Source organism: Luteolibacter luteus, assembly GCF_012913485.1.
GTDB lineage: Bacteria > Verrucomicrobiota > Verrucomicrobiia > Verrucomicrobiales > Akkermansiaceae > Haloferula > Haloferula lutea.
On sequence record NZ_CP051774.1, the window covers coordinates 4561309 to 4581745 of the forward strand.

Consider the following 20437-nt stretch of genomic DNA (forward strand, 5'->3'; position numbering starts at 1 on the left):
TCCAACGCTTCCGACCATGTCAACGAAAGCTCAATCTCTCTTCGATCGCGCGATCCTGGTTCCCGCGATCGGGGATGCCTTCAAGAAGCTCGACCCGCGCCTGATGGTGAAGAACCCGGTGATGTTCGTCACTGAAGTGGGTGCCGTCCTTACCACCGTCGCAATCTTTACCGCCAAGGTGGATCACGGTTTCATCGTCCAGCTTGCCATCTGGCTCTGGTTTACCGTCCTCTTTGCGAATTTCGCGGAGGCGGTCGCCGAGGGCCGCGGCAAGGCCCAAGCCGACAGCCTGAGGAAAGCCCGGAAGGACACCATCGCCCGCCGTCTCCGGAAGGATCGCAGCGAGGAGCAGGTGGCGGCGACCTTGCTGGAGAAGGATGATCTTGTGATCTGCGAAACTGGCGATGTCATCCCGGCCGATGGCGAGGTGATCGAGGGAATCGCCAGTGTCGATGAAGCCGCGATCACCGGTGAATCCGCTCCGGTCATTCGTGAAAGCGGTGGGGATCGAAGCGCCGTGACCGGTGGCACCCGAGTGATTAGCGACCGCATCGTGATCCGCGTCACTTCGGAGAAGGGGAATACCTTCCTGGATCGCATGATCTCGATGGTGGAAGGCGCGACGCGGCAGAAGACTCCGAACGAGATCGCCCTGACGATCTTGCTTTCCGCGATGACGCTGATCTTCCTGCTGGTCTGCATCACGCTGCGTCCCTTCGGGACCTATGCGGGCATGGAGTTCACCATTCCGGTGCTCGTTGCCCTGCTGGTCTGCCTGATCCCCACGACGATCGGAGGTTTGCTGAGTGCCATCGGCATCAGCGGGATCGATCGCTTGATTCGTCGCAATGTGATCGCGACGAGCGGTCGCGCGGTGGAAGCGGCAGGTGACATCGATGTCCTGCTGCTCGACAAGACCGGCACCATCACCATCGGCAACCGTATGGCTTCCGCGTTTCTGCCTGCGCCCGGCGTGACCGAGAACGAACTTGCGGATGCCGCACAGCTCGCCTCGCTGGCCGATGAAACACCGGAAGGTCGCAGCATCGTGGTGCTGGCGAAAGAACGCTTCAATATCCGCGGCAGGGAGCTTCAGCATCCCCATGCAGCCTTCGTGCCCTTCACCGCGCAGACCCGCATGAGTGGTGTGGATTTGGATGATCGCAGCATTCGCAAGGGTGCGGCGGAGTCGGTCCAGTGCTGGGTGGAAGAGCAAGGCGGGCATTTCCCGCAGGAAGTTTCCCACGCTGTAGAAGCCGCTGCCCGCGAAGGCCGCACCCCGCTGGTTGTGGCGGATGGCAGGAAGGTGATGGGCGTCGTTGAACTGAAGGACGTCGTGAAAGGCGGGATCAAGGAGCGCTTCTCCCATCTTCGCAAGATGGGCATCCGAACCGTGATGATCACCGGGGATAATCCGATGACTGCGGCCGCTATCGCCGCGGAAGCCGGGGTGGATGACTTCATGGCCCAAGCCACGCCGGAGGACAAGCTGAAGCGGATCCGCGCTGAGCAAGCTGCCGGCCATCTGGTCGCGATGACCGGCGATGGCACCAACGATGCTCCCGCCCTGGCCCAGGCCGATGTGGGCGTGGCGATGAATACCGGCACCCAAGCGGCCCGCGAGGCCGGGAACATGGTGGACCTGGACAGCAATCCGACCAAGCTAATCGAGATCGTGGAGATCGGGAAGCAACTGCTCATGACCCGTGGGTCCCTCACCACCTTCTCGATTGCAAACGACGTCGCGAAGTACTTCGCCATCATCCCGGCGATGCTGATGGTGACCTTCCCGGCGATCGCGCCCTTGAATGTCATGAAGCTGGCCTCACCGCAGAGCGCCATCCTGAGTGCGGTGATTTTCAATGCGCTCATCATCATCGCGCTGATCCCGCTTGCCTTGAAGGGGGTGGCTTACAGGCCGCTCGGCGCGATGGCGGTTCTTCGCCGCAACCTCCTGGTTTATGGGGCCGGGGGGCTTTTGGTTCCCTTTGTCGGAATCAAAGCAGTGGACCTGATTGTCTCGAATCTTCACCTCGTCTGAATCATGAACTCTTTTGCGACTGAAATCCGCAGTGCGGTGGGATCCACCGCTGTCCTCGCCGTTGTATGTTGTGGCGTGTATCCTCTCGTTGTCACTGGCATTACCCGCACGGTCTTCCACGACAAGGCGGACGGGAGCCTGGTCAAGGATGCTTCCGGAGAAGTCCGTGGCTCAGTCCTCTTGGGACAGAACTTTACCGGGGAGAGATACTTCCACCCGCGTCCTTCCGCTGCGGGGGGGGATGGCTATGATGCGGCCAACTCCAGCGGCAGTAACTTGGGGCCCACTTCCCGGAAGCTGGCGGACCAAATCAAGGAGCGCGTCGCGGCCTATCGCGCCACCAATGGCCTTGAGGTGAATCAGGAAGTCCCCGCCGATGCCGTAACGGCTTCCGGCAGTGGTCTCGATCCGCACATCAGTCTGCCGAATGCCGTTCTCCAGGCATCCCGGGTTGCCCGGGCGCGCAATCTCCCGGTGGAAAAAGTCCGCGATCTGATCGAGAATAACACCGACAAGCCTGACTTCGGAATCTTCGGGGATGCCGGGGTCAATGTCCTCAAGCTCAACCTTGCGCTCGATGCGCTTGCCCCATGAATGCTCCGGTTCGCGCGTTCCTTGTCGCCTTGGCTCTCGGCGGGCTGGGGGCCGCATGGTGGTTCAGCCGCGAGGACGCGCAGTCACTTCCAGATGAAAAGAAGATAGCGATCGAACGCTTGGTGGAGTCCCAAACAGGACCGGCCTATTTCCAATCCGGAGACTCCGCACCCGATCCTGATAGTGACGGTGTCGTCTGGATCGATGCCGTGGTGGCTCGGGCGCAGATCGATCGGATTGTCGCGGAGCGGAAGGGAGACGACGCGATGAAGCGGCGGATCGATAGGCTGGTGGATGAAGCTTCCGAACCTCATCCCTCAAGGGCTGTGGGGGGAGAGCGGATAAACTTGGCCCGCCTCAACCTCGCCTTGGATGCCGCCAAATAGGGTTGATCCCCGGGCTAGGCGCGGCGCCGGAAATCTGCTGAACTCCCTTCATCGTCCTTGATGTCTGACGACTATCGACCGGATCCCGATATCCTCCTCGCGCAGGTGCAGCGCGCGGAGCGGGGGAGGCATGCGGGCCGGCTCTTCATCTTCCTCGGGATGTGCCCGGGCGTGGGGAAGACCTACGCCATGCTCCAGATGGGCAGGCAGCGGCGAAACGATGGCATCCGTGTCCTCGCAGGAGTGGTGGAAACCCATGGACGCGCTGAGACTGCGGCCTTGCTGGACGGACTTGAGGTTCTGCCAAGAAAGCAGATCGAGCACGGCGGCCATCTTCTGGATGAGTTCGATCTCGATACCGCGCTGGCCCGCCGTCCCGATCTCCTGCTAGTCGACGAGCTGGCTCATACCAATGCTCCCGGTAGCCGTCACCAGAAGCGCTATCAGGACGTGCTGGAGTTGCTCGACGCGGGTATCGATGTTTGCACCACGGTTAATGTCCAGCACATCGAGAGCCAGGTGGATATCGTGCGCCAGATCACCGGCATCGCGGTGCAGGAGACAGTTCCCGATTCGATCTTGGATCGCGCCCATGAGATCCAACTCGTGGATCTCGGGGTGGAGAAGCTCTTGCAGCGGCTGGCGGAGGGGAAAGTTTATCTGGGCGAGCGTGCCAATGCTGCCGCGGAGGGATTCTTCCGGGAGGGGAACCTCACCGCCTTGCGAGAGATGGCCCTGCGTTTCACGGCCGAACGCGTGGACCGCGACCTTGAGGATTTCCGTCGGGCGCGACGCGATTCCAGTCCTTGGAAGACGAACGCGCGTCTCCTCGTCGGCGTGGCTCCCACGCCCTATTCGGAAAGCTTGGTTCGTTGGACCCGGCGAGCCGCGGCACGCATTGGCTGCCCGTGGATCGGAGTGTGGGTGGAAGGGGTGCGCAAGCTTCGCCCGGATGAAGAGGAGATGCTGGCCCGGGGTCTCGCCTTGGTCCGGAATCTTGGCGGTGAGGTCGTCCATGTTACGGGCGACAACGTTGCGAACGCCCTGTTGGAAGTCGCCCGGGAGCGGAATGTCAGCCAGATCGTCGTCGGGAAGTCCGACACGAAATATCCTTGGAGGCGATCTTTGACCGACCGGGTGATTGCGGGCAGCGGCGACATCGATGTCTGCGTGGTCCGGCCCTTTGCGGGAAAGCGCTCGCGAAAGTCCGCCGAGATCCCCACCGAACCAGGAAAATGGAATGACTATCTGAGCGCTCTTGGCCTGACCGCACTGATGACCGTGGTGGGATGGCTTGCGGTGCCCGTGAGCGGCTACACGGTGCCGGCTTTCATTTACCTTCTGGCGATCGTGCTGGCATCACTGCGATGGCAGCGGGGTGCCACATTGTTGATGGCAGCCGTGTCAGCCGTCTCGTGGGACTATCTTTTCATTCCGCCGCGTTTCACCCTTCACGTGGACCGGGCCGAGGACATGGCGATGCTTTCGATGTTCTTCGTGATCGCCTTGGCCATGGGGCATCTGACCACGCGGCTCCGCATGCGGGAGAAAGCCGAGCGCCAGCGTCAGCGCCATACCGATGCCTTGCTTCGTGTGACCCAGCAGGCGGCCTTGAGCCCGGAGACCGGAAAGGGCTTTGAAGCGGCGCTGCGGGTGATTGAGTCGATCCTCGGTGGAAAGATATCGCTGCTCGTGCGGCAGGACGATCACTCGCTTGGTCACACCGCTCATGCTGCGAGCGCGTTCCAGCCTGACGATTCGGAATTTGCCGTGGCGTCATGGGCCTTTGCGAACCACCAACCTGCCGGGCGCTTCACTGAAACGTTGCCGTCCGCGCAGGCGATCTGGTTTCCGCTGCAAACCGCGACCTCCGCCATGGGAGTGATGGGGCTCATGCGTGAGTCGTCGGCGCTCTCCTTCACCGAACGACAGGCAATGGAAGCCTTTGCCCTCCAGCTTGCATTGGTTCTGGAGAAGGAACACTTCATCCAGGCGGTGCAACTCGCCGAACGGCTTGAGGAAGGGGAGAAGCTGCGTCGCGCGCTTTTCGACAGTATTTCCCATGAGCTGAAGACCCCTATCGCCGTGATCCGGGCAGCGGTGGAAACAAAAGGGGGGACTCCCGCCGATCCTTGCATCGTGGAGATCGACACGGCCTCGCGCCGTCTGCAACGCATTGTCGAGAGTCTCCTGCAGATGACCCGCTTGGAATCCTCGGTGATCGAACCGAAGTCGGAGTGGTGCGATGTGAACGACATCATTTCAGGATCCTTGGAAACCACGCGCGACCTTTTCAAAGGTCGTGAACTGAAGGTCGAGATCCCATCTGATTTTCCCTTGGTGAAGACCGATCACCAGTTGCTGGAGCAGTGTCTGACCAATCTGCTCCACAATGCCGCGGTGCACACGCCTGATGGGACATTGGTGGAGCTGGCGGTTCTGCGTCGTGTCAAAGGGATCGAGATCATCGTCCGCGATCACGGCGGGGGAATGGCTGAGGGCGAAGAAAAGAAGATCTTCGGGAAGTTCTACCGCTCTCCAGGGTCTCCGGCTGGTGGTAGTGGCCTCGGCCTCTCCATTGTGAAAGGCTTTCTCCGCGCGCTTGGCGGCGAGGTTATTGCCCGCAATCATCCATCGGGCGGCGCCGAATTCGCCGTCCGGCTACCCGTCGAGACGATGGAAGCTTCCGCTGCGATCCCACCCCCCTAGACCCGTGACCGCGCTGATCATTGACGACGAGATCCAGATCCGCCGCTTGCTGCGGCTCGCGCTGGAGTCGAAAGGCTATGAGGTGCGCGAAGCCGAGAACGGGCAGCTCGGGCTGCAGGCCTGCGCGGTCCATCGCCCGGATGTGGTGCTGCTGGATCTCGGCTTGCCGGACATGGATGGTTTGGAGGTCTTGAAGCGCCTGCGGGAGTGGAGTGACACTCCGGTGCTGATCTTGTCCGTCAGGGACGAGGAGGCTGGAAAGATCACCGCCCTGGAATGCGGTGCCGACGACTACGTCACGAAGCCTTTTGCAACCGGAGAGCTGCTGGCGCGTCTCGCAGCGATCCAGCGTCGCCGGCATGGCAACGATGCGCCGGAGATCGTCTTCGGCCCGCTGTTGTTGCGGCTGGACCGACATGAAGCGATCCTCGAAGGGGAGGAGCTGAAACTGACTCCGACCGAGTTCGCCTTTCTCCGGGCTCTCGCCCGGCACACGGGCAAGATCGTCACCCAGCGTCAACTCCTGCGCGAGGTCTGGGGGCCTCAGGCAGAGGACCAAACACACTACCTCCGGGTCTACGCGAATTTTCTCCGCAAGAAGTTGGGCAATACCCTGCTTGTCCGGAACGAGCCGGGGATCGGCTACCGGTTGGTCGAACCTCTCTAAATGCTATCAAGCATTTGACGAAGACTTGGAACCGGCGGATGGGTTCCGTGTATGAGTGCGATCCAGGATCTTGCCGCCTCGGAGGCTGTGGAAAAGATGCGGGACATGATTGATGCCGCTGCTGCCACCTGCCTGTTTGCCACGAATTTGAGTTCCATTCCATTCCATCTCTGCCCCATGCAGGTACAAGATGTGGAGAATGACGGAACCCTTTGGCTCTTCAGTGGAGCCGATAGCGTTCACAACGCGCATATCGGCCTCGATCCACGTGTCCAGCTGATGTTCTGCAACGGCGGCAAGCACGAGTATCTGGCCATCCACGGTCGGGCAGAGATTACGACCGAGATCCACAAGGTGGATGAGCTGTGGACTCCCGCCGTGAAGACGTGGTTTCCCCAAGGAAAGGACGATCCCAATCTCACCTTGATCGCGGTCCATCCTGAGAAGGTTCACTACTGGGATACGAAGGACGGCAAGCTCGTGGCAATGGGTAAGATGCTCGTTGGTGCCGTGACCGGAAAGCGGCTGGAGCTCGGGATCGAGGGAGACCTAAACCCGTAAAAGGGATGCGATTGGCACGGAGGCTAGGCGAAGTGCAATCTCCGTCACCCAAGCAGTGCTGATCTTCTCCCGGCTCTCCGGGAGCAATGGCTTGGCCCGAGACTTGCGGAGTAAATCCCCATGCCGAACAAGTCTAAGAAGGACGAAGAAGAGGCGCAACGTCCGGAGCAAACCCAAGGCCGGCAGCCGGGCCGCCAGGAGCCGATGAGGCCTCAGCCTCTCACGGAGAATCCTGCCATCAGGGGTAGCGGCCGTCTCCAGGGAAGGTCCGCCGTAATTAGTGGTGGCGACTCAGGGATCGGACGTGCCGTGGCGGTGGCATTCGCCCGGGAGGGAGCTAACGTTACCATCCTCTACCTCGAGGAAGAGGAAGATGCAAAGGAGACGGTAAGGCTGGTGGAGGGCAAGGGTTGTCGCTGCTTGAGCATCCGCTGCGATGTGGGGAACAAGAGTGAGTGTGAGGAAGCCATCGCCAAGGTAGCGCACACGTTCGGCCACCTCGATATCGTGGTGAACAATGCGGCGGAGCAGCATCCTCAGGAGTCGCTCGCGGATATCAGCGAGGAGCAGCTTCTTCGGACCTTTCAAACGAATATCTTTTCCATGTTCCATCTAAGCGCAGCCGCGCTTCCGCTCATTCGTGAATCCGGAGCCGGTGCAATCATCAATACCAGTTCGGTCACGGCCTATCGTGGTAGCCCAAAGCTGCTCGACTATTCTTCCACGAAAGGCGCGATCGTCAGCTTTACCCGTTCCTTGGCAGCGCAGTTGGCAGAAGAAGGGATCCGGGTGAATGCGGTGGCTCCGGGTCCGATCTGGACACCGCTCATTCCTGCGACCTTTCCTGCGGAAGAAGTGGCCACCTTTGGCTCGGACAGTCCACTCGGCCGAGCTGGCGAGCCTTGGGAATGCGCGGAGTGCTACGTCTTTCTCGCCAGCGATTCCGCAAATTACATGACAGGCCAAGTCTTGCATCCCAATGGAGGAGAAATCATCAACGGCTAAGCGGCCCCACATCCTCGTGGAGACCCTCCGGGGATTCATGCAGGACAATGGTCTCCGCTTGAGTGCTTCGCTGGCCTTCTATGCGGCTTTCTCGATTGCGCCACTTCTGCTTGTGGCGATCTCTCTCGCTGGAGCCGTCGCCGGAGATGATGCGGTGCGGGGAGTGTTGGAGGACGAGCTTAGTTCGGGAATGGGCCCGACGGGAGCCTTTGTGATCCAGGACATGGTGGCGCATGCCCGGAAGCCGTCGGATAACCTCGTGATGTCGATGGTCGGAATCGGGCTCCTTCTTTTCGGTGCCTCCGGTGTCTTCGGAGAATTGCAGGCTTCGCTGGACCGGATGTGGAATGTCGAAACGCCTCCCTCCCATGGAGTCAAAGGTTTCATTCGTGATCGCTTCCTCTCCTTTGCCATGGTTCTTGGAACGGGTTTCCTCCTGCTGGTGTCGATGCTGCTCACCACCTGTTTGCAGGTAGTGACGGACCGCGTGGGAAGAATCGCGGAGATGCCTCCGGCAGTTTGGAACGCGGCCGCGGGCATACTGTCGTTCGCGGTGATCGCCTTGCTTTTTGCTGCGATCTTCAAAGTCCTCCCCAATGTGAAGATCGAGTGGAATGATGTCTGGGCGGGGGCGATCTTTACCTCGGGCCTCTTTGTTGTGGGGAAGGTAGGGATTGCGTGGTATCTCAGTCACGCCGCGACCGAATCAAGCTATGGATCCGCTGCCGCCCTGGTGCTGGTGCTCATGTGGCTCCATTACTCGTCCATGATCTTGCTATTCGGCGCGGAGTTTACCCAAGTCTACGCGAGCCGGCGGGGAGTAGGCATCACGAGCCGACCGGCAACCGCTCGGGTGAAGGCAGCGTCGCGCGGCCTGAATTGAGACGCCGTTGCTCTACCTCATCACGCTGTCGCTTGGCGGATTTGGCCAAGGCCTCGAAGTCGACGCCGGTCCACTCGGGATAAAGGGAGGCCACTTCACCGAGGACGGTCCAGAGGAGGCGCTTGCCTTGAATGCCAAGCGCGAGGATTTCCAGCGCTTCGAAATATCCGAGCTTTCCCGGTTCGAGGCCGTCCCACATCAGCTTCAGCTTGCCTGCGCGGGCACCGACGTCGCCAGTCACTTTGGCGATGATTTTCTCCTCCATGCCGGCTCTCCGGATCAGTGCTGTCAGAAGGTCCCGGTCGCCCGAAACCTCCTCCTGAAGGTTCTGGAAGAAGAGACGTTCGGTATCATCCTCCTGGCGCTTGGCCAGATCTCCGATCAACAAGATAGCGCCGGTGGCTCCTGCGAGATGATCGTTGAGGTAGTGTTCGAAAGCGTTTTCCATGGTTTCCCACGGTCACGGATTGAACATGCGTAGGCGGCGGAAGGGGCGGGGGCGGACGTTGCGAGGTTGGAGCATTCCAAGAAGCGCGAGGGCGAGATGGCGACGGAGATTCATGGCGCGCCTTTTAGCGCATGACATGCCAGTTTCGGGTGGACGGCTTCTCCTGATGTTTCAGCGAGTTGAACCTAACGTTGCCTAGCGCCGATTTTGCGTTGGCTCGGATTTGCACCGCCAAGGGCGATGGCCCTTTGCAATTTGCAAATGGAGGGGATCGGAGCTTTCCTATCCGATGCGATAAGAACGGGGACTCCAGCCTCGTTCGCAGTGGAACGAGACCTGCGATGACAACAGGGAGAGAGCCGCTGTTATTGTGGCCTTAGCACACCATTTCGATCCATGTTCCGTCTTCTGCCTTGGAAGTTCTTCGTGAAGCATGCGGCACGCCGCTACGGAGTGCTGGATCCGGCGATGTTGCTCGCGAAGATGCGCCGATTCGCCCAGCCCTCGGAAGTTGCAGAGCCGCTGGAATTGCTCCGTGCGGGAATTGTCTTCCACGCCCGAGGTCTCGTGAACGCGAAGGCAATCCAGCATAATCTCGACTGGGTATGGCCCTACTGGGTAGAGCGGCAATTCAATCCGAACGACAGCTCCTTCGTCCCGCGTGCCTTCTCCTTCAGTCACATCAATTTAACGCACCGGAATTGGACAGCCGTGGGGCTGCCAGGAGTAGGGGCGTATCCCATCGTCGATCCTCGCGGGCTGGTTACTCCCTTGCACGATGGATGGTCGTTGGATTTCTGGATGGTGACGGAGCGGCGCCGGCGCCTGCTGCCGAGCAAGCTGGACGATCGTTCCGTGACGCAGCGCTTGCTCCTCGAGCCGACTCTCATGGTGGCGACCCGAATCGAGAAAGACGGGCTGTTTCTCGACCTGTCCACGCGGATGATCGTGAGGGATGATGGCGCGCCGGAGTTGTGCACAGAGGTGAAGGCTCTCTCTGATGAGGACGGTTGGCTGGTGGTCGCGGTGCGCCCTTATAATCCAGAAGGCGTCCAGTTTATCAACAAGCTGGAATATGATCCGGCTTCTTCATCGTTCCGCGTGAACGACGAGGCCACGGTAAAACTCAATGATCGCCCCGATTCTTTGCGGCTTGCGCACTATGCGGAGGGCGATGTCTATCTCGACCTGCCGGGAGATGCCGAGCAACGCGAGGTCAAATGCGATGTGGGCATGGCGACCGGGGCGGCGCTATTCCGGATCCATGCCGGACAAGCGCGAGAGCTGGGTATTTCGGTGACCTTGGAGCGCGATCTGAAGGAACTGCCTGCGCGGGCGAAGGATGTGAAGCTTTCCTGGTCTCATGCCTTGGGGGGGATGGCCAAGCTCCAGGTTCCGGATGAGCGGATGCAGTTCCTCTATGACGCGGCGGTGCGCACGGTGCTGCTGCTCTCGGCGAATGATCTGGTTCCGGGGCCGTATACTTACCGGCGCTTCTGGTTCCGGGACGCCTGCCTGATGCTTCATCCTCTCATCGCGATCGGGATGCTGGATCGGGCACAGCGGGTCATCGCGGAATTTCCGTCACGACAGACGGCAGCGGGCTACTTCCTCTCGCAAGAGGGAGAATGGGACTCGAATGGGCAGGTTCTCTGGATCGTGGCGCGACATGCCGAGATGACGGGTGCCACGCTGAGTCCGGAGATGAACCAAGCCTTGAAGAAGGGCATGCAATGGCTGGCTCGCAAGCGACTGACGGGCGACGAGCCCAAGGGAACGAAGGGGCTGTTGCCAGCTGGATTCAGTGCGGAGCACCTTGGCCCGAACGATTACTACTACTGGGACGACTACTGGGCTTGGGGTGGATTGAAGGAGGTCGCGAAGTACTGGCGTTTGACCGGGGATGCGGAGGCGGCCAAGGAGGCCGAAACCTTGGCTGGGGAGTATGCGAGAAGCATCGAAGAGAGCATCGGGGGTATCCCGCCGAAGTGCTCGTTGGGTGCAATTCCCGCGGCTCCGGGCCGGAGGATGGACGCCGGAGCGATCGGTTCGATGGTGGCGGACTATCCCTTGCAGCTTTATCCGCCGGGTGAGGCTCGCTTGGCAAAGACGGCAGATTTCCTGATGGAGCGTTGCTTTCACGGCGGCGGCTTCTTCCAAGAGATGATCCACTCGGGGATCAATGCGTACCTTACGCTGGACATTGCGCAGACTTTGCTTCGTGCGGAGGATCCACGCTTCGCAGCGCTCATCCGGCGGGTGGCAGATCTCGCTTCGCCCACCGGGCAATGGCCCGAAGCGATTCATCCTCTCACACTCGGCGGCTGCATGGGGGACGGCCAGCACGGCTGGGCTGCGGCGGAATGGATCATGATGCTGAGGAATTGTTTCGTGCGTGAAGAGGAGGATCATCTCGTGATCGGTTCGGGTATCCTGCCGGAATGGTTGGAGGGTGGGAGAAAGGTGGGCTTCGGCCCGACCTTCACCGCTTGGGGACCGGTTTCGGTCCGTATTGAAAGAGATCACATTCATCTTGAGAGCGCATGGCGCGGGCAAGCTCCCCGCGTTCTCATCCAGATTCCCGGCTACGTACCCGTGGAGACGAAGGCAGGCATTTATTCCTATCCGCTTGAGAAATCATGAGAATCGCGATGTTCACCAATACCTACCTGCCTCACGTGGGAGGGGTCGCGAGGTCGGTGAAGACCCTTGAGGATGCGTGCCGGCGCTTTGGTCACGAAGTGAAGGTCGTTGCTCCCGAGTTCGATGGTGCGGAGGTTTCCGAGGACGTTCTCCGGGTGCCAGCGATCCAGAAATTCAATGGCAGCGACTTTTGTGTGCGTCTGCCCATGCCCAATGTGATCCGCGACTTCATCGAAGACTTCGGGCCGGATGTGATCCATAGCCACCATCCGTTCCTCTTGGGGGACGCGGCCTTGCGGGAATCGTGGAAGATGCAGGTGCCGATTCTCTTTACGCATCACACGCTGTACGAGCGTTACACCCACTATGTGCCGCTTGATTCCCTGGCCTTGAAACGGATGGCGATTCAATTGGCCACGGAGTACTGCAATCTCTGCGATCAGGTGATCGCCCCCAGCGATAGCATCGCCAAACTGCTTCATGATCGCATGGTGATCACGCCCATCCGCTCGATTCCCACGGGGATCGATACGGAGAACTTTGCTGCGGGAGATGGACCGCGCTTTCGGCAATCTGCTGGAATTCCCTTGGAAGCGAGAGTCATCGGTCATGTGGGACGCCTGGCGAGGGAGAAGAACCTGATTTTCCTCTGCGAAGCCGTGGCGCTTCGTTTGAAGGGAGATCCGCAGTCGCTGTTCCTTGTTGTTGGAGATGGCGATGCGCGGGAAGAGATGGTTGGCATCTTCGAAAAGGCAGGATGCGGGAAGCAGGTCCACTTTGCAGGAAAGAAGAGCGGGCAGGAGCTTGCGGATGCTTACGCCGCGATGGACTGGTTTGTCTTCGCCTCGCAGACCGAGACACAGGGGATCGTGCTGGCCGAGGCGATGGCGGCGGGCAAGCCGGTGGTGGCGTTGGATGGTCCGGGAGTCCGCGAGATCGTGGAAGACGGGGCGAATGGCATCCTGCTTAGAGCGGATGCTCCTGCGGAGGAATTCGCCTCCGCATTGGAGATGTTGATGGCTGATGAGGTCTTCTCGGGTGCCTGTTCGGAAAGGGCACGTGAGTCCGCCGAGATCTATACCACCGATCATTGCGCGCGTCAGATGATCCGCTGCTATGAGGAACTCATCGAAAGCCATGATCGCATCTTCGATGATGATCCGATGCCTTGGGATCGATTGATGGCAAGCGTCGAGGTCGAGTGGGATCTTCTGTCGGCGAAGGTGTCCGCAGCGGCTGCCGCGGTGATCGAAACCCCAGCAACGGAGGCCAGCCTTGATTAGTCGCATCGCAGTCCGGGTCAGGTGGCTGCGGCGAAAAATCAGCCGCACGCATTGGGCCGCCCGCATGTTCGGTATTCGAACTCCGGAGGGGGAGGCGGATGAACCCGGATTGATCATGGTCCAGATCGACGGGCTTTCCCGAGCGCAGTTGGAGAAGGCCGTGCAGGAGGGGAACATGCCATTTCTGGCGCGCCTGATCCGGAGGAAGCATTTCACGCTGGAGAATTTCTACTCCGGGGTTCCCTCGACCACGCCGGCTGTCCAAGGCGAGATCTTCTACGGCGTGCGTGCCGCTGTTCCGAGCTTCCAGTTTCTCTGCCGTGACCAAGCGAAGATCCTCCGCATGTATGAGGCGGAGGCTGCGGCGGAGATCGAGCAGGAGATGCTCAAGGAGTGCAGTGAGCCCTTGCTCAAGGGAGGGCACTCCTACTCGAACATCTACCGTGCGGGATCGGTCCGCTCGCGCTACTGCTCGCAGGATCTGGCACCGGACGAACTGCTCCGGCAACTGCACCCGCTGAAAACGGTTCTGCTTTCGATCGCCTATGCACCGCGCATCCTGCGGATGATCGGGCTGGCGATCCTGGAAGCGGTCCTCGGGCTGGTGGATGCCGTGAAGGGACTGTATGAGCGCGAGGATTTCCTGACGGAGATGGCCTTCGTACCCGCGAGGGTGGTGGTCTGCATCGCACTGCGGGAGATGATCCGCTTTCGCGTGCTGCTCGATATCGAACGCGGTGTGCAGACCATTCATGCGAACTTCCTCGGGTATGATGAGCAGTCCCACCGTCGCGGGCCCTCGTCGGATTTTGCCCACTGGACCCTGAAGGGCATTGATCGGGCGATCCGTGACATTTACCGGGCTGCGAATCATTCCACCTATCGCGACTACGAGCTGATGATCTATTCCGATCACGGCCAAGAGGCGACGGAGCCCTACGAACGCAGATTCGGGCGCGGTCTCGACACGGCATTGGCTGGAGTCTTTGCGCGCGGACCCCTTGATGGCGCGCCGGTGTGGATGCGGAAGATGCCTGAGTTGGTAGGCAATACCCTGGACCGGTGCCGGAACCTCATGGGGCTGAAGCCGAAGAACCAATGCAGTGACGGAACCCCCGATCCCGCGAAAGAGATCATCGTCACGGCGATGGGGCCGATAGGGCACATTTATTTGCCGAAGAAGCCGGTGGACGCGGAGATGGTGGACTATGCCCGGGCGATGATCGTGGAGGCAGGCATTCCCTTGGTGATGTGGCGGAAGCCGGATGGAGAGATCGCCGCGATGAACTCCCGCGGTCTGTGGGCCTTGGCGGGGGATCGCGCCGAAGTTCTTGGCGAGAAGCACCCCTTCCTCGATGAAACGTCGGAGGATCTGGCGCAACTCTGCCGTCATCGCCATGCAGGCGATTTTGTGATCAGCGGCTGGGACCCGCGTGGCAAGCCGCTGACCTTTCCGATGGAGAATGGCGCGCATTGCGGACCGGGCTCTGAAGAAACCCGGGGCTTCCTGCTGGTGCCCGATCGCATCCGGCGCTGGCACCTCTCGCATCTCGCGAGAACGGCGGACAGGGTGCGAGGAGAAGACTTGCGGAAGATCGCGCTTCATTTCCTCGGGCGCGATGGCGTGCGGGAAGAGCGTGTGCCGGAACAATCGGTTCGCAGGAAGGATCTGCCTTTGCGGGTGATGACCTACAACATCCACAGTTGCGTGGGGATCGATGGGAAGATCCGTCCAGAGCGAGTGGCGAGGGTGATCAACCATTTCGATCCCGATATCGTGGCTGTCCAAGAGGTGGATGCGCACCGGTCCCGATCGCGGGGACATGATCAGGCGCAGCTCATTGCCGATCACCTGAGGATGACCCATGTCTTCCAGACGATGCTAGAGGAAGAGAAAGAGCGCTATGGCATCGCGGTCTTCGCACGCTTTCCGTTCAAGATACTGAAGGCCGCGCATTTGACTCCGGCGGACCGGAAAATTTTTCGCGAAGCCCGCGGGGCGATCTGGCTGAAGATCGAGCCGGAAGGAGGGGCGCCTTTTCATTTCATAAATACGCACTTCGGTCTGGGCCGTAACGAACGCCGGCAGCAGGCGGAGGAATTGTTAGGTAACGCATGGCTTGGCGGACTGTCCGACGACGAGCCTGTGATTCTCTGCGGGGATTTCAACACCGGCCCGCGGTCCCCGGTGTTTGCGCGGTTGCGCTCACGTTTGCGGGATGCGCAGCTCGCGGTGGAGGGGCACAAGCCATGCGCCACTTTCTCTTCGGTGAAGCCGCTGCTGAGAATCGATCATGTGTTCGTGAGCCGCCATTTCTCGGTGGAGGCGATCGAACGTCCCGATACGCCCACGGCCGTGATCGCTTCGGATCATCTGCCGCTCTGCGTGGAACTCACCCTTCATGCAAACGGTTGCGACAAGTAGGCGATGGCGGAGACATCGCGGGAAGCTGGTCATCGCTCTCGGAGCCGTGGCACTGATTGCGTGGTTTCTCTACGCCCACAAGGGCGAGTTGAACCGCGAGACGCTTGTCGCCTACGGGCAGGGACTTCATGCAGTCACTTTCATCCTCGCCTTCCTCGTCCTGCCGCTCGTTGGCTTTCCGGTGAGTATCTTCCTGTTCCTCGCCGGCGTAAGGTTCGGGCTTCAGGGGGGGATGCTGGTATCCGGCATCGCGGTGCTGTTTCACAACTTCGCGGCGTTCCGGTTGGCACACGGCCTCTTTCGCAGCCGGGTGCGGAACCGCTTGCGGAGAGCAGGGCACAACATTCCCTCGATCAAGCCCGAGCACCGGGTTTGGTTCACGGCACTCTTCGCGGCGCTGCACGGGCCTCCCTATATCGCGAAGCTCTACCTGCTAGCACTTACGGACATTCCGTTGCGCATCTACTTCTGGGTGGGCGCGCCGATCTATGTCGCCTTCTGCATCATCCCGGTCGGCGCAGGCAGCGCGGTCATGAACTTCGATCCGAAATGGATCTACATCCTTGTTGGCGCATCCGTCGCGCTCTTGCTCTTCGGCTATTGGCTGAAGAACCGCTTCGGATCGGTGATCAAGGGCGAGGGATGAGCGGCATCACATGCCTGCGAGGCGATGATTCATCGCCACGGAGCGGCGCAGGGCACGCATGACATCGATCATCGGGATGTGTCCCTTGGCCGCACTGCGACACTGCTCGCTCACGAAAGCATTCCGGCTGACGTGGCGGCCGATTTCGCTGAAAAGCTGGCGCATCTGGGTGTCGATCAGGCCGAGCTGGGCCTTGTGCGAGGAGATGTCCCGGTTGGCCTGGCCGATTTGCTGGAAGGCTACGGAAGCCTCGGCGCGATGCTTCTGTTTCTCCTCGGTGAGCACAGTGTCGAGGGCATCCACCTTGGCATCACCTTCGGCAATCGAGGTCGCGATGGTATCGCGAGCCTGCTTGAGCTCGGTGAAGCGGATTTTCAGCTCCACCATGCGGGCCTTGGTCTTCTCGACCGCGTCGCCGGATGCGTCGCGTTCAAGGACCTCCAGCTTCATTTTGAGACCGTCGTAGATCCGGCGGATCTCGCGGGCCTGCTGGATGACGGAATCACGTTCCCGGGAAAGCTTTTCCAGCTCTGCCAAGAGGGTGACGCGTTCGGTCTCGAGATCCTGCTGGGAGTCGGATTTTGCTCCCAACAGGGTCGAACGCTGTTCGTGGGCGTCGGCCAGGATCGCCTCGCACTCGTCGAGTTTTTCCCGGATCTCATCCCGCTCCTTCATCAGCTTGCGGAGGTTCCAGTACTCCACACCCAGCTCTTCCACTTCCTCGACGCGTTCCCAGACAGATTGTCCGAGAACCTGCTCCGCTTCGCGCAGCAGGTGCATTTCGGCGGCAGCTTCAGCCATGCGCCTTTGGCGACGATTAACGCCAAAGGCTTGGGCAAAACGGGCGAGGAAGTAGCGGGTGGGGGTCATTCTTACTTTCCGCTTCCGAGATTTTTCTGGAGGGTGGCGATCACGTTGAAATCTTCAAGCGTTGTGGTGTTTCCGGTCACGTTTCCGGTCGCCACGAGTTCCTTTAACAAGCGCCGCATGATTTTTCCAGAGCGGGTCTTGGGCAAGGCGGGCGCAAAATGCAAGTCATCCGGCTTGGCGATCGCACCGATGACCTTGCCGACGTGCTCCCGGAGTTCCTTTTGCAGGGCCGGAGTGCCCTCGATCCCTTCTTTCAGGGTGACGAAAGCGACAACCGCCTGGCCCTTGAGATCGTCCGGGCGGCCGACGACCGCGGATTCCGCGACTGCCGGATGGCCGACCAGAGCGCTTTCCACCTCGGCGGTGCCAAGGCGGTGGCCGGAAACGTTCAGCACGTCATCAAGGCGGCCGACGATCCAGAAGTTGCCCTGCTTGTCGCGGCGGGCACCGTCACCGGCGGTGTACATGCCCTTGTAGTCGGACCAGTAGGTTTTCTTATACCGGCCCTTGTCGCCGTAGATCGTGCGGGTCATCGAGGGCCAAGGCTTGCGGATCACCAGGCGTCCGCCTTCGTTCGGCTTACACTCGTGGCCTTCCTCATCGAGGATCGCGGCGTCGACGCCGAAGAAGGGCAGGGTGGCGGTGCCGGGCTTCAGCGGGGTGCAGCCGGGCAGGGGGGTAATCATGATCGCGCCCGTCTCTGTCTGCCACCAGGTATCGACGATCGGGCAGCGTCCGCCGCCGATCTTCTCGTGATACCACATCCATGCTTCCGGGTTGATCGGCTCGCCCACGGACCCGAGCAGGCGCAGGGAAGAGAGGTCATGCTTCGCCGGGAAATGATCCCCTGCCTTGATGAAGGCGCGGATCGCGGTCGGTGCGGTGTAGAAGATGGTCACGCCATATTCCTCCACCATCTGCCAGAAGCGGCCGAAGTCCGGCTGGTTCGGCGCGCCTTCATACATCACCTGGGTCACGCCCATCGCGAGCGGGCCGTAGACGATGTAGCTATGGCCAGTGATCCAGCCGACGTCGGCAGTGCACCAGTAGACGTCCTCATCGCGCATGTCGAAGACGTACTTGCAGGTGGTGTAGGCACCGGTGAGGTAGCCGCCGCTGGTATGAAGAATGCCCTTCGGCTTACCGGTGGAGCCAGAGGTGTAGAGAATGAAGAGAGGGTGCTCCGAGTCGAAGGCCTTGGCCTCGTGCTTGGCGCTGACCTTCGAGATGTCATCATGCCACCAGGTGTCGCGGCCGGACTTCATCTGGATGTCCTGGCCGGTGCGCTTGAAGACGACGACGGACTTGATGCCCTTGTAGCGTTCCAGCGCCTCATCGACATTGTCCTTCAGCGGGACGATCTTGCCGCGGCGCCAGCCGCCGTCGGCGGTCACCACGTGGGTCGCGCCGGAGTCTTCGAGACGATCGACGATCGAGTCCGAAGAGAAGCCGCCGAAGACGACGGAATGGACCGCGCCGATACGTGCGCAGGCAAGCATCGCCACTGCGGCTTCCGGGATCATCGGCATGTAAACGAGCACGCGGTCCTTTGCCTTCACGCCCTTCGCGAGGAGGACATTGGCAAACTGGCTCACCTCGCGCTGGAGCTGGCCGTAGGTGATGACCCGCTTGTCGCCCGGTTCACCTTCGAAAATGATGGCGGCCTTGTTGCGACGTGGTCCTGCGGCGTGGCGGTCCACACAGTTTTCGCAGACGTTGAGCTTGCCGCCGACGAACCACTTCGCGTCCGGTGCTTTCCAATCGAGGACCTTCGTCCAAGTCTGGCGCCAGGAGAGTTCCTTTGCTTCGCGGGCCCAGAAGACGTTCGGCTTATCGACCGACTCCTGCCAAAGCTTCTTGTACTGCGAGAGGCTGGAAATGCGGGCCTTCGCGGAGAATTCCTTCGATGGCTTGAAGACGCGATCTTCGACGAGATGGCTTTCGATCTTGTTGCTCATGGTGCCTTGGATTTAGCCGGCCGCAGGTCGGGTTGCCGGACGTGCGGGAAGCTACAAAGCCCATTTCGCAGGGCGCGACTCAAAACTTGCGTTTTGGAACCCTCTTCGCCGTCTTTTTTGAGGGATGGCGGGAAGAGCTCGGGCGGGCAAAACCGGCGGATTTCCTTGCGGGACGGGCTGCCGGCTTCGGGCGCTCGCCGGAGGCGGCAGGTTTTCCGGATTTCTTCGCGGCCTTTTTTGCCACTTTTTTTGCCGCCGGACGACGAGGTCCCTTCGGCTTCGGATTCACCTGCAGACGGCGGATGCCATCTTCCTCAAGCGGGAACCACGCTCCCTCCGGCAGGTCGGCGAGTTCCAAGGTGCCGATGCGGATGCGGACCAGCTTCTGGACCTGATAGCCGAGTGCTTGGAACATCATGCGGATCTGGCGCTTCAGGCCGGTCTCCAGCACGATGCGATAGCGGCGCGAAGAGAGACGCTGCACGGATTTAGCGCGCATGCGGTTCTTCTCGATGTAGATGCCGGAGATGAAGAGATCGAGGTGCTCATTCAGCACCGGCTGGTTGGAGGTGACGATGTACTCCTTCTCCACCAGCTTGGAAGGGTGCATGAGGGTCTGCGAAAGATCCCCGTCATTGGTAAGGATCAGCAAGCCTTCCGAATCGCGGTCCAAGCGTCCAACGTGGTGGAGGTGCTTCAGGAGCGGCGGAAGGATGGTGTAGATGGTATCCCGGCCGAGTTCGTCCTCGCGGGAGCAGACGTAACCGCGCGGCTTGTAGAACATCACGGTCTTCGTCTCCTTGGTTTGCACGCGCTTGCCATCCACGCGCACGAAGTCGGCCGGCTCCACGCGCTGGGCGGGATTCAGGCAGACCTTGCCATTGATCTCCACATGGCCTTCTTGCACCAAGGCATCGCAGGCGCGGCGGGAGCCGACGCCGCAGGAGGCGAGGAATTTGTTGAGTCGGGTGCCTTCGGGCATGGAATGGGATCAGTGGGAATAGAAACGCAAAAGGCGCAGACCCTTGCGGGACCTGCGCGCCTGCGGAGAAAATCCGGAAAAGCGGGGCTTCAGCCCTCGCCCTTGGTCTTCGGGAGACCAATCGGGCTGCGGCCTTCCTTCCAGACGCCGCGCTCCTTCATCACCTTGACGCGCTCGAAACGCTTCATCACGGAACGCTTGCCTTCGGCGCCGCCTTTGGCCTTGAGACTGTTGTGCTTGGACATGGGAAAATCGATGTAGGTTGCTACGCGGGGCGGGGCTTTTAGGGGTGCGGGACGCCGATGGCAATGGGAAAATCGGGTTTTTGAGCAGAGG

The 20437-nt window shown here is 60.6% G+C and carries 17 protein-coding genes; 12 read left to right on the forward strand and 5 right to left on the reverse strand.

The window, feature by feature from the left end; genetic code table 11:
• The first annotated feature begins 16 nt into the window (after positions 1–16).
• The 8 genes from kdpB to HHL09_RS18915 all read left to right on the forward strand — a co-directional run bounded on the left by kdpB (position 17) and on the right by HHL09_RS18915 (position 8846).
• Positions 17–2041 (forward strand): potassium-transporting ATPase subunit KdpB, encoded by a 2025-nt coding sequence (kdpB, locus tag HHL09_RS18880; protein ID WP_169456183.1) that lies wholly within the window; start codon positions 17–19, stop codon positions 2039–2041.
• A 3-nt stretch (positions 2042–2044) separates the two neighbouring features.
• A complete protein-coding gene (kdpC, locus tag HHL09_RS18885) occupies positions 2045–2635 on the forward strand; it encodes a K(+)-transporting ATPase subunit C (RefSeq protein ID WP_169456184.1) in 591 nt (196 codons plus the stop codon).
• Positions 2632–3021: a potassium-transporting ATPase subunit C gene (locus HHL09_RS18890; RefSeq protein ID WP_169456185.1), complete on the forward strand. Its 390-nt coding sequence runs from the start codon at positions 2632–2634 to the stop codon at positions 3019–3021. The genes kdpC and HHL09_RS18890 overlap by 4 nt, the downstream gene beginning before the upstream one ends.
• A gap of 60 nt (positions 3022–3081) precedes the next feature.
• Complete coding sequence (locus HHL09_RS18895) at positions 3082–5730, forward strand: DUF4118 domain-containing protein (protein ID WP_169456186.1); 2649 nt, start codon at positions 3082–3084, stop codon at positions 5728–5730.
• A 4-nt stretch (positions 5731–5734) separates the two neighbouring features.
• Positions 5735–6397: a response regulator transcription factor gene (locus HHL09_RS18900; RefSeq protein WP_240963662.1), complete on the forward strand. Its 663-nt coding sequence runs from the start codon at positions 5735–5737 to the stop codon at positions 6395–6397.
• A gap of 51 nt (positions 6398–6448) precedes the next feature.
• The gene (locus tag HHL09_RS18905; RefSeq protein ID WP_169456187.1) at positions 6449–6958 is read left to right on the forward strand and encodes a pyridoxamine 5'-phosphate oxidase family protein; all 510 of its coding nucleotides are present in this window, start codon (positions 6449–6451) and stop codon (positions 6956–6958) included.
• A 120-nt stretch (positions 6959–7078) separates the two neighbouring features.
• Positions 7079–7963 carry a glucose 1-dehydrogenase gene (locus tag HHL09_RS18910; RefSeq protein ID WP_169456188.1) on the forward strand — a complete coding sequence of 295 codons (885 nt, stop codon included), beginning with the start codon at positions 7079–7081 and terminating at the stop codon, positions 7961–7963.
• 16 nt (positions 7964–7979) lie between these two features.
• Complete coding sequence (locus HHL09_RS18915; RefSeq protein WP_169456189.1) at positions 7980–8846, forward strand: YihY/virulence factor BrkB family protein; 867 nt, start codon at positions 7980–7982, stop codon at positions 8844–8846.
• Here HHL09_RS18915 and HHL09_RS18920 read toward each other — a convergent pair.
• The gene (locus HHL09_RS18920; RefSeq protein WP_169456190.1) at positions 8791–9294 is read right to left on the reverse strand and encodes a hypothetical protein; all 504 of its coding nucleotides are present in this window, start codon (positions 9292–9294) and stop codon (positions 8791–8793) included. The genes HHL09_RS18915 and HHL09_RS18920 overlap by 56 nt on opposite strands.
• A gap of 396 nt (positions 9295–9690) precedes the next feature.
• Here HHL09_RS18920 and HHL09_RS18925 point away from each other — a divergent pair, with 396 nt between their 5' ends.
• The 4 genes from HHL09_RS18925 to HHL09_RS18940 all read left to right on the forward strand — a co-directional run bounded on the left by HHL09_RS18925 (position 9691) and on the right by HHL09_RS18940 (position 16291).
• On the forward strand, positions 9691–11937 hold the full coding sequence (locus HHL09_RS18925) for a hypothetical protein (RefSeq protein WP_169456191.1): 2247 nt from the start codon (positions 9691–9693) through the stop codon (positions 11935–11937).
• Entirely contained in the window at positions 11934–13220 is a 1287-nt protein-coding gene (locus HHL09_RS18930; RefSeq protein WP_169456192.1) for a glycosyltransferase, read from the forward strand. The genes HHL09_RS18925 and HHL09_RS18930 overlap by 4 nt, the downstream gene beginning before the upstream one ends.
• 115 nt (positions 13221–13335) lie before the next feature.
• Positions 13336–15645 carry an endonuclease/exonuclease/phosphatase family protein gene (locus HHL09_RS18935; RefSeq protein WP_169456193.1) on the forward strand — a complete coding sequence of 770 codons (2310 nt, stop codon included), beginning with the start codon at positions 13336–13338 and terminating at the stop codon, positions 15643–15645.
• A gap of 46 nt (positions 15646–15691) precedes the next feature.
• Entirely contained in the window at positions 15692–16291 is a 600-nt protein-coding gene (locus HHL09_RS18940; RefSeq protein WP_169456194.1) for a TVP38/TMEM64 family protein, read from the forward strand.
• Positions 16292–16297: 6 nt separating this feature from the next.
• On the opposite strand, the gene HHL09_RS18945 is transcribed toward HHL09_RS18940, so the two are convergent.
• The 4 genes from HHL09_RS18945 to HHL09_RS18960 form a co-directional block, all read right to left on the reverse strand.
• Entirely contained in the window at positions 16298–17092 is a 795-nt protein-coding gene (locus HHL09_RS18945) for a hypothetical protein (protein WP_169456195.1), read from the reverse strand.
• A gap of 71 nt (positions 17093–17163) precedes the next feature.
• Positions 17164–19119 (reverse strand): acetate--CoA ligase, encoded by a 1956-nt coding sequence (gene acs, locus HHL09_RS18950; RefSeq protein WP_169456196.1) that lies wholly within the window; start codon positions 19117–19119, stop codon positions 17164–17166.
• 79 nt (positions 19120–19198) lie between these two features.
• Positions 19199–20101, reverse strand: coding sequence for a pseudouridine synthase (locus HHL09_RS18955; RefSeq protein WP_169456197.1), 903 nt, complete (start codon positions 20099–20101; stop codon positions 19199–19201).
• Positions 20102–20190: 89 nt separating this feature from the next.
• Positions 20191–20346, reverse strand: coding sequence for a small basic protein (locus HHL09_RS18960; RefSeq protein ID WP_169456198.1), 156 nt, complete (start codon positions 20344–20346; stop codon positions 20191–20193).
• Positions 20347–20437 lie beyond the last annotated feature (91 nt).

What these genes read in the sequence shown, in the direction of transcription:
- kdpC (WP_169456184.1), top strand. Translation starts at nt 2,045, where the DNA reads ATGAACTCTTTTGCGACTGAAATCCGCAGTGCGGTGGGATCCACCGCT.
- HHL09_RS18895 (WP_169456186.1), top strand. Translation starts at nt 3,082, where the DNA reads ATGTCTGACGACTATCGACCGGATCCCGATATCCTCCTCGCGCAGGTG.
- HHL09_RS18955 (WP_169456197.1), bottom strand. Translation starts at nt 20,101, where the DNA reads ATGCCCGAAGGCACCCGACTCAACAAATTCCTCGCCTCCTGCGGCGTC.
- HHL09_RS18920 (WP_169456190.1), bottom strand. Translation starts at nt 9,294, where the DNA reads ATGGAAAACGCTTTCGAACACTACCTCAACGATCATCTCGCAGGAGCC.
- HHL09_RS18930 (WP_169456192.1), top strand. Translation starts at nt 11,934, where the DNA reads ATGAGAATCGCGATGTTCACCAATACCTACCTGCCTCACGTGGGAGGG.
- acs (WP_169456196.1), bottom strand. Translation starts at nt 19,119, where the DNA reads ATGAGCAACAAGATCGAAAGCCATCTCGTCGAAGATCGCGTCTTCAAG.
- HHL09_RS18925 (WP_169456191.1), top strand. Translation starts at nt 9,691, where the DNA reads ATGTTCCGTCTTCTGCCTTGGAAGTTCTTCGTGAAGCATGCGGCACGC.
- HHL09_RS18910 (WP_169456188.1), top strand. Translation starts at nt 7,079, where the DNA reads ATGCCGAACAAGTCTAAGAAGGACGAAGAAGAGGCGCAACGTCCGGAG.
- HHL09_RS18960 (WP_169456198.1), bottom strand. Translation starts at nt 20,346, where the DNA reads ATGTCCAAGCACAACAGTCTCAAGGCCAAAGGCGGCGCCGAAGGCAAG.
- HHL09_RS18935 (WP_169456193.1), top strand. Translation starts at nt 13,336, where the DNA reads ATGGTCCAGATCGACGGGCTTTCCCGAGCGCAGTTGGAGAAGGCCGTG.
- kdpB (WP_169456183.1), top strand. Translation starts at nt 17, where the DNA reads ATGTCAACGAAAGCTCAATCTCTCTTCGATCGCGCGATCCTGGTTCCC.
- HHL09_RS18905 (WP_169456187.1), top strand. Translation starts at nt 6,449, where the DNA reads ATGAGTGCGATCCAGGATCTTGCCGCCTCGGAGGCTGTGGAAAAGATG.
- HHL09_RS18890 (WP_169456185.1), top strand. Translation starts at nt 2,632, where the DNA reads ATGAATGCTCCGGTTCGCGCGTTCCTTGTCGCCTTGGCTCTCGGCGGG.
- HHL09_RS18945 (WP_169456195.1), bottom strand. Translation starts at nt 17,092, where the DNA reads ATGGCTGAAGCTGCCGCCGAAATGCACCTGCTGCGCGAAGCGGAGCAG.